19 protein-coding genes and 1 pseudogene are annotated in these 15,029 nt (G+C 70.7%); 9 read left to right on the forward strand and 11 right to left on the reverse strand.

The annotated features are described in order from the left end of the window. Positions 1-121: 121 nt before the first annotated feature. From AB0O21_RS33025 to AB0O21_RS33040, 4 genes are all read left to right on the forward strand, one after another. Positions 122-430, forward strand: coding sequence for a hypothetical protein (locus AB0O21_RS33025; RefSeq protein WP_365177147.1), 309 nt, complete (start codon positions 122-124; stop codon positions 428-430). Positions 431-590: 160 nt separating this feature from the next. After that, entirely contained in the window at positions 591-1,199 is a 609-nt protein-coding gene (locus AB0O21_RS33030) for a hypothetical protein (protein ID WP_365177149.1), read from the forward strand. Between the two features lie 398 nt (positions 1,200-1,597). Then, a complete protein-coding gene (locus AB0O21_RS33035) occupies positions 1,598-2,005 on the forward strand; it encodes a YciI family protein (RefSeq protein WP_365177152.1) in 408 nt (135 codons plus the stop codon). An 8-nt stretch (positions 2,006-2,013) separates the two neighbouring features. After that, entirely contained in the window at positions 2,014-3,159 is a 1,146-nt protein-coding gene (locus tag AB0O21_RS33040; protein ID WP_365177201.1) for a DUF6596 domain-containing protein, read from the forward strand. 19 nt (positions 3,160-3,178) lie between these two features. On the opposite strand, the gene AB0O21_RS33045 is transcribed toward AB0O21_RS33040, so the two are convergent. Continuing rightward, complete coding sequence (locus tag AB0O21_RS33045) at positions 3,179-3,589, reverse strand: DUF4440 domain-containing protein (protein WP_365177155.1); 411 nt, start codon at positions 3,587-3,589, stop codon at positions 3,179-3,181. Positions 3,590-3,613: 24 nt separating this feature from the next. Here AB0O21_RS33045 and AB0O21_RS33050 point away from each other — a divergent pair, with 24 nt between their 5' ends. From AB0O21_RS33050 to AB0O21_RS33060, 3 genes are all read left to right on the forward strand, one after another. After that, positions 3,614-4,042: a helix-turn-helix domain-containing protein gene (locus AB0O21_RS33050; RefSeq protein WP_365177157.1), complete on the forward strand. Its 429-nt coding sequence runs from the start codon at positions 3,614-3,616 to the stop codon at positions 4,040-4,042. Between the two features lie 141 nt (positions 4,043-4,183). After that, positions 4,184-4,810: an NAD(P)-binding domain-containing protein gene (locus tag AB0O21_RS33055; protein ID WP_365177160.1), complete on the forward strand. Its 627-nt coding sequence runs from the start codon at positions 4,184-4,186 to the stop codon at positions 4,808-4,810. 94 nt (positions 4,811-4,904) lie between these two features. Then, complete coding sequence (locus tag AB0O21_RS33060) at positions 4,905-5,540, forward strand: class I SAM-dependent methyltransferase (RefSeq protein WP_365177162.1); 636 nt, start codon at positions 4,905-4,907, stop codon at positions 5,538-5,540. Positions 5,541-5,574: 34 nt separating this feature from the next. Here AB0O21_RS33060 and AB0O21_RS33065 read toward each other — a convergent pair whose 3' ends face one another. The 9 genes and pseudogenes from AB0O21_RS33065 to AB0O21_RS33105 all read right to left on the reverse strand — a co-directional run bounded on the left by AB0O21_RS33065 (position 5,575) and on the right by AB0O21_RS33105 (position 12,364). Next, entirely contained in the window at positions 5,575-6,072 is a 498-nt protein-coding gene (locus tag AB0O21_RS33065; protein ID WP_365177164.1) for a hypothetical protein, read from the reverse strand. Positions 6,073-6,259: 187 nt separating this feature from the next. Beyond that, positions 6,260-6,616: pseudogene (locus tag AB0O21_RS33070) on the reverse strand (LLM class F420-dependent oxidoreductase); the annotation flags it as partial. Positions 6,617-6,668: 52 nt separating this feature from the next. After that, the gene (locus tag AB0O21_RS33075) at positions 6,669-7,130 is read right to left on the reverse strand and encodes a hypothetical protein (RefSeq protein ID WP_365177167.1); all 462 of its coding nucleotides are present in this window, start codon (positions 7,128-7,130) and stop codon (positions 6,669-6,671) included. Positions 7,131-7,213: 83 nt separating this feature from the next. Beyond that, positions 7,214-7,675 (reverse strand): hypothetical protein, encoded by a 462-nt coding sequence (locus tag AB0O21_RS33080; RefSeq protein ID WP_365177170.1) that lies wholly within the window; start codon positions 7,673-7,675, stop codon positions 7,214-7,216. Positions 7,676-7,747: 72 nt separating this feature from the next. After that, positions 7,748-8,731, reverse strand: a complete 984-nt coding sequence (locus AB0O21_RS33085; RefSeq protein ID WP_365177173.1) for an RNA-binding protein — start codon at positions 8,729-8,731, stop codon at positions 7,748-7,750. Positions 8,732-8,839: 108 nt separating this feature from the next. Then, positions 8,840-9,502 (reverse strand): GNAT family N-acetyltransferase, encoded by a 663-nt coding sequence (locus AB0O21_RS33090; protein ID WP_365177176.1) that lies wholly within the window; start codon positions 9,500-9,502, stop codon positions 8,840-8,842. A gap of 566 nt (positions 9,503-10,068) precedes the next feature. Beyond that, a complete protein-coding gene (locus tag AB0O21_RS33095; RefSeq protein WP_365177179.1) occupies positions 10,069-11,073 on the reverse strand; it encodes a transporter in 1,005 nt (334 codons plus the stop codon). Further along, positions 11,070-11,966 (reverse strand): ABC transporter ATP-binding protein, encoded by an 897-nt coding sequence (locus tag AB0O21_RS33100; protein WP_365177182.1) that lies wholly within the window; start codon positions 11,964-11,966, stop codon positions 11,070-11,072. The genes AB0O21_RS33095 and AB0O21_RS33100 overlap by 4 nt, the downstream gene beginning before the upstream one ends. Continuing rightward, positions 11,963-12,364 carry a GntR family transcriptional regulator gene (locus AB0O21_RS33105; RefSeq protein ID WP_365177185.1) on the reverse strand — a complete coding sequence of 134 codons (402 nt, stop codon included), beginning with the start codon at positions 12,362-12,364 and terminating at the stop codon, positions 11,963-11,965. Before AB0O21_RS33105 ends, AB0O21_RS33100 begins: the two co-directional genes overlap by 4 nt. Before the next feature lie 229 nt (positions 12,365-12,593). Here AB0O21_RS33105 and AB0O21_RS33110 point away from each other — a divergent pair, with 229 nt between their 5' ends. Beyond that, positions 12,594-13,874, forward strand: a complete 1,281-nt coding sequence (locus tag AB0O21_RS33110) for a serine hydrolase domain-containing protein (RefSeq protein WP_365177188.1) — start codon at positions 12,594-12,596, stop codon at positions 13,872-13,874. Positions 13,875-14,051: 177 nt separating this feature from the next. Here the strand turns inward: AB0O21_RS33110 and AB0O21_RS33115 are convergent, their stop codons facing one another. Beyond that, positions 14,052-14,474 (reverse strand): hypothetical protein, encoded by a 423-nt coding sequence (locus AB0O21_RS33115; protein ID WP_365177190.1) that lies wholly within the window; start codon positions 14,472-14,474, stop codon positions 14,052-14,054. A gap of 360 nt (positions 14,475-14,834) precedes the next feature. Here AB0O21_RS33115 and AB0O21_RS33120 point away from each other — a divergent pair. Next, the coding region (locus AB0O21_RS33120) for a helix-turn-helix domain-containing protein (protein WP_365177192.1) at positions 14,835-15,029 on the forward strand (195 nt) is incomplete at its 3' end.

A 15,029-nucleotide genomic window follows, 5' to 3' on the forward strand; every position in this document is an offset into this window, starting at 1 on the left:
CCCGTCGAGCGCGTTTCGAGCCGGCGTCGACCGCGCTGACAGACGATCCCCTCCTCAGGCAGTCCTCCACGACCAGCGACCATTGATGGCAGGGTGTCCTCCTGAGCATGGAGGGGACGTCATGGCAGATATCGCCGGGTGGATCTGGGAACGCAACCTGAGGTCGTTCCTGGAGTTGCTGTCGCACTACGTGGGCTACGACTTCGATGCCACCGACTGGGACGCGGTGGAGTTGGGGATCGAGGAGACCGACGACGAGCGTGCCGACGGCTGGTACTCGTACGTGTTGGTCGGCGAGGAGCGCGAAGTCGAGGTTCGGCTTGCCCGCTCGGTGGGCGGAGATGAGGTGTCCGTGGCGGTGAACGGGTCCCTGTCGGCCGAACTGAGGGTCCGGGCCGACACTTTGGTGTCCGCGTTCGCGATGGGGTGACGCCCTTGAGGGGGCGGGCTCGTTGAGGTTGGATGTCAGCCTTCCAGCTGCGATCAGGAACAACTCCGCAACGATTCCGCCGGCTCGTTGAGTCGATCAGCGGACGGCAGGACGCTACGACGTGGCTTGAGTCAGATCCTGCGAACGCGCCGGGGGCGACATGATGCAGCAGCGTGGTGTGCGGGCAGCGGCCATGGCGGCGGTGCTCGTGCTGGCGGTGACCGGGGCCTCCTGTGACGACGGGGGAAGCAGTACGGGCGGGCGGCAGCCGAAGCGGTCGGCCGATGCGTCCCCGACCGGCGGCGGGAAGTCCGTCAAGCCCACACCTTCACCCAAGAAGCCTTCCTCCGTGCCGAGTCCGACGAGTTCGCCCACCCCGCGACCGGACGACAAGAACACCGGGCACATCCGCGTGGACCGGACACGCCCGGTCATGGACTACAAGACCGGCGTGATCCGCGCCTCATGCACAGCGCTGGACATCGAGCTCACGCTCTCCGCAGATCACGCCGCTGCCCGCTGGGAGGCCGTCGCGCTCGACTACGACCCGGGGCAGGCGCGGTACGCCGACGGCAACATCCCGCGCGGCGTGGTCATCGAGCCGGCCTCCGGAACGGTGGCACTGGGCAAGACCCAGACGGTGCGGGTACGGGGGTCCTTCGAGGGCCGCGTCCCGCGGTTCTGGATCATCGTGCAGTATCCGGACTTTCCGCAGTCGGTGTACGGAGGGAACGTGCGGCATCACCTGCCCGTCGGGTGCCTGCAGTAAGCGGGCGGGGCCGGACAGCCACAGCCCTACGACACCGGCCTGCCAAGCCGCGGCGGGAGGCGGGCGCGGAGGCGGCAGGGCGGCCGACGGGCCATCCTCGTGTGTGGCGTACTGGAAACGGGCAGGGCCCAGGCGCGCAGCACGCTGGAGGCCGCGAGGACCCAGACGGCGGGCCGGCAGGCGACCGCGACACGAAAAGGCACTGGCCTGCCGACCCCGGTGGGGGCGTCTAGCCGAGGGTTGCGGAGAGCGCGCAGACGGTCACCGCGTTGACGGCTCAGCAGCCTCATCCGCGGAATCCCGGAAAAATATCGGACGGCGATGTCGAGAACTCGTGGCCGGCTCCGTCCCTGCAATGAACGCGACCACAATGGGTCGCACCAGCGAGGAGAAACACGATGGCCAAGTACCTGCTGCTCAAGCACTACCGCGGCGCCCCGGCTCCGGTCAACGACGTACCGATGGACCAGTGGACGCCGCAGGAGATCTCGGCGCACATGCAGTACATGCACGACTTCGCCGCCCGGATCGAGAAGACCGGCGAGTTCGTCGACGGACAGGCGCTCGCCCCCGAGGGGACGTGGGTCCGGTACGACGGTGAGGGGCGCCCGCCGGTCACCGACGGGCCGTTCGCCGAGACCAAGGACCTCATCGCCGGCTGGATGGTGATCGACGTCGACACCTACCAGCGCGCCGTCGAGCTGGCCGGGGAACTGTCGGCCGCCCCCGGGGCGGGCGGGAAGCCGATCCACGAGTGGCTCGAGGTGCGCCCGTTCCTGTCGGCGCCGCCCACCATCACGGAGTGACCTCATCCATGGACGAGGTCCTGCTCCGCAGCCTCACGCCCAGTGTGCTCGCCATCCTCGTCCGCCGCGGAGCCGACTTCGCGGCGGCCGAGGACGCCGTGCAGGACGCACTCGTCGAGGCGGTCCGCGTCTGGCCGGCCGCCCCGCCGCGCGATCCGAAGGGCTGGCTGGTCACCGTGGCCTGGCGCCGGTTCCTCGACGCGGTGCGGGCGGACGCCGCCCGCCGTCGGCGTGAGGACCTGGTCGACGAGGAGCCGGGGCCAGGGCCGGCGCCCGCGACGGACGACACGCTCCAGCTCTACTTCCTGTGCGCCCACCCGTCGCTGACGCCGTCGTCCGCGGTCGCGCTCACGCTGCGTGCCGTCGGCGGGCTCACCACCCGCCAGATCGCCCAGGCCTACCTGGTGCCCGAGGCGACGATGGCGCAGCGCATCAGCCGGGCCAAGCGCACCGTCTCCAGCGTGCGGTTCGACCAGCCCGGCGACGTCGCCACCGTGCTGCGCGTCCTCTACCTGGTCTTCAACGAGGGCTACTCCGGCGACGTCGACCTCGCCGCCGAGGCCATCCGGCTCACCCGGCAGCTCGCGGCCCGGTTCGACCACCCCGAGGTGGCGGGGCTGCTCGCCCTCATGCTGCTCCACCACGCCCGGCGCGCGTCCCGGACCGCGCCCGACGGCAGCCTGGTTCCGCTCGCCGAGCAGGACCGCGGCCGCTGGGACACCCACTCGATCGCCGAGGGCGTCACGATCCTCCAGGCGGCCCTCGCCCGCGACCGGCTGGGCGAGTTCCAGGCCCAGGCCGCCATCGCGGCCCTCCACGCCGACGCGCCCACCGCCGAGGAGACCGACTGGCCGCAGATCGTCGAGTGGTACGACGAGCTCGCGCGCCTGACCGACAACCCCGTCGTACGGCTCAACCGCGCGGTCGCCGTCGGCGAGGCGGAGGGGCCGCGCGCCGGCTTGGCGGCACTCGCGGCGCTGGACGCCTCCCTGCCCCGCCACGCCGCGGTGGCGGCATACCTCCACGAGCGCGACGGCGACCTGGCCACGGCGGCACGGCTGTACGCCGAGGCGGCCCGCAAGGCACCCAACCTCGCCGAGCGCGACCACCTGACGCGCCGGGCCGCCCGGCTCAACGCCCGCCGGAGCCGTTGACGGCTCGCACCCGGATGCGTCAGGCGGCCGCGGTACCGAACGGGTTGTCGACGGCGTAGCGCCACAGGCCGTCCGGACCGCGCCGGGCGACGTCCGTGGCGGTCCCGGCCAGCCGGACGGCCGCCCCGTCGGGACCGGTTCCCTCGATGCTCCAGTCGACGATCAGCAGCGCGAGGTCCCCCGCCGCGTACGTGTGGCGGGGCCGCACCTCGATCGGCAGCCCCAGCGCGAGGAAGTCCGCCGTGGCCGAGGCGAGCGCCGCCCCCGTCAGCGGGGTCCCGGGGCGCGGGACGAAGACTGCGTCCGGCTCGTACACCTGGGCCACGGCCGCCGCGTCGCCGGTGTTGAAGGCCGCGGCGAAGACGGCCGGGTGTTGCCGGGGGTCGGTGGTCAGGGCGACAGTGGGCGCATGATCGCGTTCGATGCTCATGGGAGCAGCCAAGCCGGGGCCGAAATGGGTCACCAAACGGAAAGCCACGAGGGAACCGCCCGGTGGGACGCCGAACTGGTCCCCGACGTCGGCGGGCGTACCCGGCGGCCGGAGCCGGACTGCCCGGTGGAGCTGGCCCTCGCGGCGGTGTCCGGGCGCTGGACCACGCTCGTACTGCGGGAACTGATGGGCGGGCCGCTGTCGTTCGGGGCGCTTGCGGCCCGGCTTCCCGAGATCAGCCCGAAGGTGCTCACGGAGCGGCTGCGGACGCTGGAGGCGCGGGGCCTGGCCGTCCGCGAACGGCTGCCCGGCTTCCCCGTGCGCACGCGCTACGGTCTGACCGCGGCGGGCGCCGCCCTGCGACCGCTGCTGGTCGAGCTGTACCGGACCGGGGTGGATCTGGCTGCGACAGGGGCGGGGCCGGGGCCGGGGCCGGGAAGTCAAGGCCGCTGACCGGGGCGGATGGGCGGGTCGCCGAACCGGCGCCGGCGCAGGCGGATCATGGCGGGCGACCACCGGCCCAGGTCTTTGGTCCCGGTCCGTCTCCGACCGGAGTCCGATCCGGGCACCGCCGGCAGCGCCTAACGTCGAGGCATGCGCTTAGGACTACTTGGTACCGGAAACGTCGCCCGAGCACTGGCCCACGGCTGGGGAGCCGCGGGACACGACGTGCTCCTCGGCTCACGCCGGCCCGAAGACCGCAAGGACCTCGGCTTCCCCGTGGCAACCCTGGACGAGACAGCCGCCCACGCGGAGGTACTCGTCAACGCCACCCCGGGAACCGTCTCCCTGGACCTGCTCCACTCCATCGGGGCACCGGCACTGGCCGGCACCCTCCTCATCGACGTCGGGATCGGCCTCTCGGACGACTACACCGAACTCTCACACCCCAACAGCAGCCTGGCCGAACAGATCCAGGCGGCCTTCCCCCTCACGCCGGTCGTCAAGACGCTGTGCACCATGGACTCCACCGCGATGACCGACCCGGGCGGACTGGACGGCCCGAGCACGATCTTCCTGTCCGGCGACGACCCCGAAGCCAAACGCACCACCGGCCGGCTCCTCACCGACCTGGGCTGGCCCGCCTCCTCCCAACTGGACATAGGCGGCATCACCACGGCACGCGGCCAGGAGCACTTCGCCCTGCTCTTCACGGGCATCGCCCTCGGCCTGGGCTCCCACACGTTCAACATCAAGGTGGTCCCCCGACCATCCGCCTAGAAGCGGGCGGGGGCCCGGGCGCCCTGGGGTCGGTGGCCGGGCCGGGCGGGGCCGGGGAACTGCCGCGGGTCGTAGGGATGTTAGCTTCCTTCCCGTGACAGAACACCAGAACGAGACCAGGGCGGCCTACGACGCGGTCGTCGAGCTGTACGCGTCGATGTTCGCCGACCGGCGGCTGGAGACGCATCCGTTCTCGCGGTCCATGATCGGCACCTTCGCCGAGCTGGTGCGCGGGGCGGGGAACCCGCGGGTGGCCGATGTCGGGTGCGGGCCCGGGCATCTGACGGCCATGCTGGACGACCTCGGCCTGGACGCCTTCGGGCTCGACCTCTCCCCCGCCATGGTCGACCACGCCCGCCGGGCCCATCCGGCACTGCGGTTCGACGAGGCGCGGATGGAGGCCCTGCCGGTCGAGGACGGCTCGCTCGGCGGCGTACTGTCCCACTACTCGATGATCCACACCCCGCCCGGGGAACTGCCCGCGCTCCTCGCCGAGCAGGTGCGTGTCCTGGCCCCGGGGGGCCTGCTCCTGGTCTCGTTCTTCGCGACCGACGGACCCGAGCCGGTCCGCTTCGACCACAAGGTGGCACCCGCCTACAGCTGGCCGACGGACCGGCTCGCCGAGCTGCTGACCGGCGCCGGGCTCGACCCGTTCGCCCGGCTGCTCCACGACCCGGCCACCGAAAGGGGCTTCCTCGACGCCCACTTGCTGGCCCGTCTCCCCCAGTAAGCACCCCGCGTTCCGCGGCCCCCGGGCGGGTGGATCACCAGATCGTGCCGAAGAACCGCGTCGCCCAGGTGGGCCGCCTTGCGAAGTACTCCAGCGCGCTGGGGCCCTCGTAGTCGCTCTCCAGCAATTCTTCGGGGACGCTCACGTAGCCGAGTTCGGCCAACGCCCGCTCCACGGTGGCCAGGTCGGCGGGGTCCAGGGCCCCCTCCTCTCGGGCTTCGTCCGTGCCGAGGAAGGCCCCCGGGTTGTCGGCGCAGACCTCGGCGAGGGAGCCGAACTTGCTCACGCAGACCACGATCCGCGTCCCGCAGACCGTCGCGTCCGCGGGAACACGGACGCGCCCGTACTCGCTGGAGTCCCCGGTGTCCCGCTCGGACTCGCACTGGGCCCCGAAGTCCGCTTCGATCCGGCTCACCAGCCCGCTGAACGCGAGGCCGGTCGCGGCGCGGTCGTAGTGCAGCGGCCGCTCCAGCCTTTCGGGGTCGTCGAGTTCTCGCATGAGGGCAAGCAGTTCCGTCTCGCTCATCGCCATGCGCCCATCCTGCCGGAAGCAGGTACGAGATCCGACAGAGGCGGCCCAGACGTCATGGCCGGTAGTAGGCGTCGATGGGGGCACGTGCCTCGTCGAACGGGGCCGGGCCGTCCTGGGCCACTGTCGGCAACGCGCCCGACTGCGAACCGTACGGCGCGCCGCAGGAGGGTCTCGTCGGCAGGGATGATCACGGTGGGGTCCTCCAGTGTGTGGCCACGGCGGTGAGCGCCCGCCAGGCCGCGTGGGGCCGACGGGTCTCCTCCGGATCTCCGTGGTAGGGGTCAGGTACGACGGTGTCCGCGCCCAGCAGACGGAGCTGGTCGACGTCGAGGATCTGGTCGCGGCTGCCGACACCGGCCAGCCGCTCGGGGTCGTCGACCGGTGTGCCGGTCATCCGCAGGGCGATGCGGGGTGCGAACCCCGGCAGCGAGCGGTCCGTCAGGACCGAGCGCATCAGGGGGACGGGGAGCCGAAGCGGGTGCCAGGCGTCTCCGAACCGGGCCGTGCGCCGGATGGCGGCCTCGCTGTGGCCGCCGACCCAGACGAACGGCCCCGCCGCTACCGCGTTCCGCCGCTCGGCAGGCGCCTTGCGAGCCTCAGCACATCTTCCCGATGTTCAATGCTCGAGCCTGCTCTCCGGCGCTGTCCGGGCGGATTCGCTCGGCCAGGCAGTGCCGGTGGGAGACGATGGTGTGGCTTCCTGGGCCGTCGTGGCTCCGCGAGTCCAGGACCAGGGCGTCTCCACCCGGGCTCAACGTGATCCGTTCTCCGCAGAAGTCGCAGCGCCAGGACAGTGACTCCAGGTCGGCCGGTCGGATGCTGAGCCGCACCGACACCGGCGGGTGCCAGCGATGGATCTGCTCGATCACCGCATCGATCCGCGAACCGACGGCCGGGAAGATCGCGAGCAGTTCGTCATGGCTGCCAACGGTCCGGGAGAACTGCTCGATCATGTCGATGGAGGCCGAGAGGCCGGCGTTCTCGTAGCCGACGATCTCAACGACCACACCCCACGGGCGATGGCCCACGACCTTGGCCCTGACCTTCTGGCCAGGCATGAGCGCCAGGCTCGCCGTCTCAAACCTCTCCAAGAATCGCTTCCCCTTCTCCTCCAGCCCAGTGGCCCGTGCCCGTCGACGACTCACACGTGCGAGTCGTCGACTTCGGGATCCGTCGTCGCGTTCAGGGCCCGCAACGCGGCATCGTACTGGTGCCGGTCGAACCGGAACGGGCCGAACTCCGTGTAATCGCGAGTCGTGCGGTAGGGCTGTTCGAAGGAGTCCCAGACCACGAGGTCGGCTGTCACCGTGATCCGGGCCATCAGCGGCCAGCATCCCCACTCGCCGCATTCACATCCGAGCAAGGGCGTCTTCGGTCCCATCGCGCGAGTGGACCGTCCGTGGAAGTGGTCTGCCATCGGGCCGAACCGGAAGAACTGCGGGATGAGACCGCCGTAGGCATCGCCTGCCGGCTGCATCCCGGCGGCAATCTCGAACCTGTCGATCAGCTCGGTGAGTTGCGTTCCGTCGATGTGCGGGACGATCTCAAGGACGCCGCGATCGTTGCGATGCCGGCAGTCGAACCGGATCTCGTTACTGGCCACACCCTGATTGTCCCAGCCCCGGGCCGCACAGGACCAGCCGGGCGGCCGCCCGGCCGCCCGGCATGGGGCGGGTCACCAGCGGGCGCGCAGTACGCCGTCGCTGTCGGGCAGGGCGGCGCAGAGCAGCGGGTGGCGTTCGTCGGCGTACAGGGGCAGGGCGCAGGCCGCCCGCGCGCCGGCCACCAGGGCGGTGAGCTCCTGGTACTCGGTCTCGTCGACGAGCACGTGGCCGATCGTCCCGTCCTGCGCCTCCCAGACGAACTCCACGGAGTACTCCTCGGGCAGTGCGGCGAGGACCGCGCCGACATCCGGGTTCAGGTCGGGCCAGATCGTGAGCAGGGCGCGCGGTCCGAGTCCGGCGCGCACCGCGTCGAGGTTTCGCGGCGTGAGGCGGTGCCAGCGCGCACCGTTGCCGACGTGCGTCTCCTCCAGAAGGAGGGACTGCCGTGAGGCCAGCTCCGTGCGCACGCGTGTCCAGAAGTCCTCGTCGGCGGCCTCGGTGACTTCCCGCTCGTCAGGGTCGAATGCGTAGGGGGAGGCCGTCATCGGTTCCGGGAAGAGGCCGAGTTCCCGTGTACGGGCCACGGCCTCCGCGCAGTACCGGTCGCTGCCCACGAACACGTACTGGTCCCAGCCGACGTGCACGCTGAACGCGTCCCCCGCCTCCAGGCGGCACCAGGCGCCCTGGTCTCGGAGCATGGCCCGGACCAGCTCCAGAGCGACCTCGAGGGGGACCTCTGCCCCGTCGTGGTAGCCGGTGAGGTCGGGCGGGAAGAGCCCGGCGAGGCCGTGCCCCTCGGCCGGCGGCTCCAGGCCGAAGTGGACGAAGCCGGTGACCGCGGGCTCGCGTATCTCCAGTCGGTCGATGCCCGAGTCCTCGGCGAAGGCGGCGATGGCTGCCAGGTACGCCGCTTCGACCGGCCCGTGGTCGCTGAGCGTGTCCTCGCTGCCGGTGTAGTGGCCGTGCTCGTTGCGGTCGGCGGGGTCGTACTTGGTGATGCGGTGGACGAAGGGCGGCGGCACGCTGCTCCCTGGGGTGAGAAGTGCTGCCAGCATAGTTCCCGGTTCCGTTCCCGAGGGAGGGCGGCCCTACGACGGACCTCGGGCGGCGCGTGCGGGTTGGCCGGTGCCGTTCCGGGCGGTTGGCGCAGGCCACGTGGTGTCCTACGCGGCTGACTGGGCAGCGGCCGAGGGCTCGTACCAGAGGCTCGTCATCGGGGAGCGCAGGGTCCAGCCCAGCGAAGAGTAGAGCGCCCGGCCTTCGGGGGTGCCGACGAGGAGGCCGGTCCTTGCGCCGGCCTCGTACGCGGTGCTCTGCAGCGTGCGCATCACCAGACGGCCGAGGCCCTTGCGCTGGTGCTCGGCGGCGGTCTCGACCTGGTCGACCACGACATGGGCGTCCACCTGGGCGATCTGTCCACGGGCGGCGAAGTGCCCGGCTGGCGTGCGGACCAGGACTTGGCTGACGCCGCCCCGGGTCCAACTGGTGAGCGTGTAGCCGGCCGGCACCTCGGGGCGATCCGGCACCAGACGACAGGTCATCAGAAAACCGGGGATGTCGAGCCGCCAGCCCGGCCCGATCCAGGGCAGGACCAGCTCTTCCTCGGCGAACAGCTTCAGCCAGGTTCCGGGCGCGCTCGTCGCGGCGACGATCTTGCGCACGTCGCCCTCACCGGGCTCCGGCAGCACGTGCCGGGCGACGTGCTTGGGCTGCCCGACGTCGATCGTCCACCCCCACGGCTCGTCGACCGGGTCCGAACTGCCGCGGGAGACGACCCAGCCGTCGATCCACATCCGCACGAGCTCACTGACCCTGGTGTCCGGCACCGCCGCCCGCCCCCCGAATGGTAATAGATGCTAGTGCCGGATGAACCTTACGCGATGTGGGTGGGATGTGACCACAGGAGCAGGTCGCTCGGCCGAGGAGCACGAGCGATTGGCCTGCCGCCGGGCGATCGCGGGTCGGCGGAACCGGGGTATGACGCATAGTCACTGAGACGCATTCGAAGGGAAGTTGATGGAGCGCCATCCCTGCCCCGCCGGTCCGAACATCAGGAGCGTAGGCGACGCTTCAAGGCCGTTTCACCAGCCGCGCGGCCGCGTCCCGGCATCCGCGCATGAACTCGTCATGACGCTTGGCTTCCGGAAGCTTCTGCCACGTCTCCATGGGCTGCGCCGAGTCTGGCAGGGTCCGGCCCCCGTCTACTGTCAGGATGCGAAGCGCGCAGGCGTTGACCGCCGCCGCTTCCCTGTCCGGAACCTGCGCCTTTTCGCGGGCCCGTTCCCCGGACCGGTCTGCGGGCCTTCCGGGGAGAAGGAAAGACGGACGCCGCGCCGGCAGCCGGATCCCGACTGCCCGCGCGGCTGCTCCCGTCGTGGGACCGCCGACCTCCTCAGGTCAGTCGGCGGCGGAGCCACCAGACGCAGAACCCGGACAGGGCCAGGGCAACGCCCAGGTAGAGCCCGCTCTCGACCCATTGGAGGGGCCAGAAGTTGCCGGCGGGCTGGTACGTCACCTGCTGCTTGTATCCCAGGGAGCCGAGGTCGGCGAAGCAGCGCTCGAATTGCTCGTGGGTGGGCGGGCCCGATTCGGTGTGCAGGCAGTCGGTGAAGGACGACGGCACCGTGGAAGGCTGCCCCGCGGGGTTCAGCGTCTGCTGGGAGGTTTCCCAGGCACCGGGCACCTCGGGATGCACGACGATCGTGGCGTCCTCCCCGATGCCGACGGGGGCGCCGCCGGGCTCGATCGACACGGTGGTCCGCTCCGGGGCGGCCAGGTGGTGCCGGATCCACATCGGCACGGCGCTCTGGACGGCGACGTAGACGGCGAGCGTGGTTGCCATCGCGGGCACCGTACGGCGGATGACGAGGCCGAGGGCGACGCCCAGGACGAACGCGAAGGCGGCATGGGCCATGGGGACGACACCCCGTGCGGCGAAGGCCACGGGGTCGAGCCGCGCGAAGTACGTGTCCGTCGCGCCACCGCCGTTGACGGCCCGGTCGATGGGGCCGCTCCACCAGCTCACCGCGAGGCTGGTCAGTCCGGCGAGGGCCACGGAGGCCGCCGCGCCGAGGCCCAGCTTGGTCGCCAGCCAGTGTGTGCGGGTGACGCCCTGGTTCCACGCGAGGTAGTGGGTGCCGGTCTCCAGTTCACGGGAGACCAGCGGCGCGCCCCAGAACGCCCCGATGACCGCCGGCACGGCGAGCACAGCCAGCAGTCCGGCGTAGTAGAGGGCCTGCTCCGAACTGGAGACCCGGCCCACCAGGCTGCTGCCGGCAGCTCGGTAGAGGTCGGCCAGCTGCGGGCCGGTGACCGCGAGCGTGGCGGCGAAGGCGGCCACCGCGGCGAACATCACGGCGGCCTGGGTACGGAACTGACGCCAGGTCAGCCAGATCATCGGAGCACCTCCAGCGCGGGCCGGGTGTCGCGGACCGCGTCCGCGGGTCGGGTCATGTACGCCAGGACGATGTCTTCCAGGCCCAGCGGGCTGACCGTCCAGGACGGGTCGTGGACCGCGGTGTCGGTGCGCACCAGGAGGGTGGTCTGCCGGTCGGTGTGGCTGGCGGTGATGACGTGCTGACCGGCCGGGAGCGTGGCCGGGTCGCGGCGCGGTCCGGTGAGCCGGTGGTGGCAGGCGACCAGGTCGTCGATGTCGCCGGCCACCTGCACCCGGGAGTCGACCAGGACGATGACGTAGTCGCAGGTCCGCTCCACGTCGGAGACCAGGTGGGAGGAGAGCACGACGCTCAGCTCGTGCTCGGCGACGGCCTCCATCAGGTCCTGCATGAATTCCCGGCGGGCGAGCGGGTCCAGGGCCGCGACCGGCTCGTCGAGGATGAGAAGTTCCGGGCGCTTGGCGATGCCCAGGGTGAGAGCGAGCTGCGCGCGCTGGCCGCCGGACAGCTTGCCGGCTCTCTGTTTGGGGTCCAGACCCAGGCGACGGATCCGGTCGCGCGCCAGGGCGTCGTCCCAGTTCGGGTTGAGGCGCCGGCCTAAGTCGAGGTGGTCGGCGACGCTCAGCGAGGCGTAGGTCGGGGTGTCCTGGGCCACGAAGCCGACCTTGGCCAGCTGTTCCACGCCCTCGGCAGGACGGCCACCGCAGACCTCGATGGTGCCGGCCGTCGGGGTCAGCATGCCGGAGGCCAGACTCAACAAGGTCGACTTGCCGGCGCCGTTGGGGCCGACCAGGCCGACCACCCGGCCGGCGGGAACGTCCAGGTCGCAGTGCTGCAGCGCCCAGCGCTGCTTGTACCTCTTGCCCAGGCCCTGGGCTCGCAAGATCGTGCTCACGCTACGTCCTCTCCGGCGTTCCGAAAGGTGCTCACGAACAGCGCCTCGATGCTCTCCTCGTCGAGCCCGGCCAGGCGGGCCTTGGTCAGCCAGCGCTGCAGGTCCCTGCGGAGCGCGCCGTGCGCGGCGAGCGAGGCGTCGGCCAGCGTGCGGGTCACGAACGTCCCCACCCCGGGACGGGCGGCCACCAGGCCGTCGTGCTCCAACTCCCGGTACGCCTTCAGCACCGTGTTCGGGTTGACCGCCATCTGCTTGGCCACGTCCTTGACCGTGGGCAGCCTGTCGCCCTCGGTCAGCAGGCCCAGGCGCAGGGCGTGCCGAACCTGCTGCACCAACTGCTGGTACGGGGGCAGGCCGGACCGGCTGTTCAGGTGGAACTCAATCAACGGTTCCTCCATTTATCTAGTTGCCTAGCACTATAGCTCGCTAAGTCGGCCATTCGGCAAGGCCTTTGCTACGCCGCCTGCCGCCCGACACCGAGGCGGGGCCGGCGCACCCTCACCGACTTGGGGGACATCGGTACGTCGAACCCGATCCGCGCCCGCACGCCCCGATACGATCTCCACCACACGGGCCCGGAGACCGGGGCCCGTTCCCTTCGAGGCACTGGCGAGTGGGGGATTTCCCATGGCAGTAGCCCGGTTCGCGCGTTCGGCGACCGTGGTCGTGAGCAGTGTGGTGTTCGCCGCGGTGGGGACGACCCACGCGATGGCCGAGCCGGCACGGGGCCCCGCGACAGACCCGGTGGCCGTGCGTGCGGCTCTGGAGCGTACGGTCGCCGCGGGCGCGCCCGGGGCGTTCGCCGTGGTACGTGATCACAACCGATCCGGGGGCACCGCGCGCATCGCTGTCGGAAAGGCCTCCCTGGACGGCACGCCGATGAAGTCCAACTGGCGCTTCCGGGTCGGCAGCAACACGAAGATGTTCACCTCCGCGCTGACACTGCGCCTCGCGGACCAGGGACGCCTCGACCTCGACAAGCCGGTGCGTGACTACCTCCCCGACGGCACCCTGCCGGTGGGCTGGGGCATGACAGTCCGTCAAGTGCTCCAGCACCGCTCCGGTATCTACGACCACAGCGACGATCTCCTCGAACAGTCCGGCGAGGAGACCACCAGCGTGTTCGAGAAGCGCATCCGCAACACCGTCTACACGCCCTCCGAGCTCGTGGCGCTCTCGGTGAAACACGGCCCGCAGTTCACGCCGGGGGCCCGGTACTCGTACTCGAACACCAACTACGTCCTGCTGGGCATGGCCATCGCGCACATCACCGGCAACTCGTACGAGGAAACGCTGCGCACGGAGATCATCGAGCCGCTCGGCCTGACCCACACCTCCTACGTGGTCCCCGACAGGGAGATCGACGGAGCTCACGTCACCGGCTACCTCACGAACGACGACCGCACCAAGCCCCTCCTGGACTCCACCGAGCAGAACGGCTCCTGGGTGGGCAGCTCGGGCGCCGTCATCTCGTCCGCCGCCGACCTCGACCGCTTCCTCACCGCGCTGATGGCCGGCAGTGCCGGCGAGCTGATCTCCGACGAGTCGCTACGGCAGATGACGAGCGTGCTGCCCACGTCGACGGCGAACGTCTCCTACGGGCTGGGACTTCGTGAGATCTCGCTGTCCTGCGGCAAGGTCTACGGCCACGGCGGCATCGTGCAGGGCTACCAGACCCAGTCGTTCGCCACCCGCGATGGCGGCCGGACGGTCGTGGTCTTCGCCAACGCCTCCAACAACAGCGCGGTGACGCAGGGCCTCACCAACACCCTGGAACCCGCCTTCTGCGGCACCAAGCCCCCGACCGCCCCGAAGTCCCAGCGCTCGGCGGACCCGGGTCCTGCCGGTGACGCCCGGACCGGATCGGCCGTGCCGGAGGTTCCCGTGGTCGACGACACCCGCTTCTAAGAGGGCGCTTTCCCCCAATGGTCCGCCCAAGGATCTACCCGGGCAACCACGACGGCTACCTGGATAGGGTCACTCGCGGCGGAGGGCTTCACTCGAAAGCAGTGAGCGCGACCGGCTTTGCCCAGAGGCGGCATGGATTCACAAACCGTGACGGGTCAGATTGACAGGTCCCGGACGCTACCGCGTGTCGCTCGCGGGCGTTTGAAAGCCGGCCACGAGCTGGTGCGCGTACTCATCTTCAGGTCCGAGGTCATGAACCGCTCGACCGGCCTCCTGGAGCCGGCCGGTCTCGCACAGCAATTTCACAAAGTGGTACTGGGCGCCGCTGTCGCCGTCCTCAGCACGGCGCCGCAGCACCGTGTCCATTCCCCGCTCGTGAAGCGCCCTGTTGAGTCTCCGACGTGCGTGGACATCCGTGAGTGCGAGTGCCGTGAGTTGCGTGAACCGTTCCGCGCTGACGAGCAAATCCATGTGCCACAGATGGCGGGAGTGTGCGTAGGAATCGGCGGAGTAGCACTCGGCACGGGCGCTGACCAACGCGATGGCGGTATCCCAATCTCGGAGCTGTTCCGCTGTCCGGGCCTGCTCGTACCAGTCCATAGGAGAAGTATCGCGTAGCGCTCCCCGCAACAACACCGTGAAGGTCGTCGCCAACGAGCGTCCGTCAGGAGACGAATGCGCCGGTCGCGTGATCAGACGAAGGCCGCCCTCGCGTCCGGTGAATCCTCAGGTGAGCGACTCAGTTCGAGGCCTCGTTCGCGGTGAGCGACGTAGTCTCTCGCCGTGCCTACTCTCCTGGACCTTCTGCAGTCCCTTGAAGAACAGCCTGCGGAAGCGGTCATTTACGCAGCCGAGCCCTGGACGGCCGCCTCAGATGCGGCCGTCGCAGCCTTCGACGCACCGCCGCCTGGCCTGGCCTATTGATCCGAAACGGTTTGGGTTCTGGGTCGTTGGTGGTGTGTGAGCGATCTGGTGGGGGACGCGCGGCATCTGTCGCCGTCGACGCAGGAGGCCCTGCGGTTGCGGGCGGTGGCCGCGTTGGTGGCGGGGCGGGACCGTCAGGACGTGGCGGCGGTGTTCGGGGTGTCGCTGAAGGCTGTCGACGGGTGGTGGGTGAAGTGGCAGGCCGGCGGGCGGGAGGCGCTGGTCATGCGT

Source organism: Streptomyces sp. NPDC091371 (genome assembly GCF_040684275.1).
GTDB lineage: Bacteria > Actinomycetota > Actinomycetes > Streptomycetales > Streptomycetaceae > Streptomyces.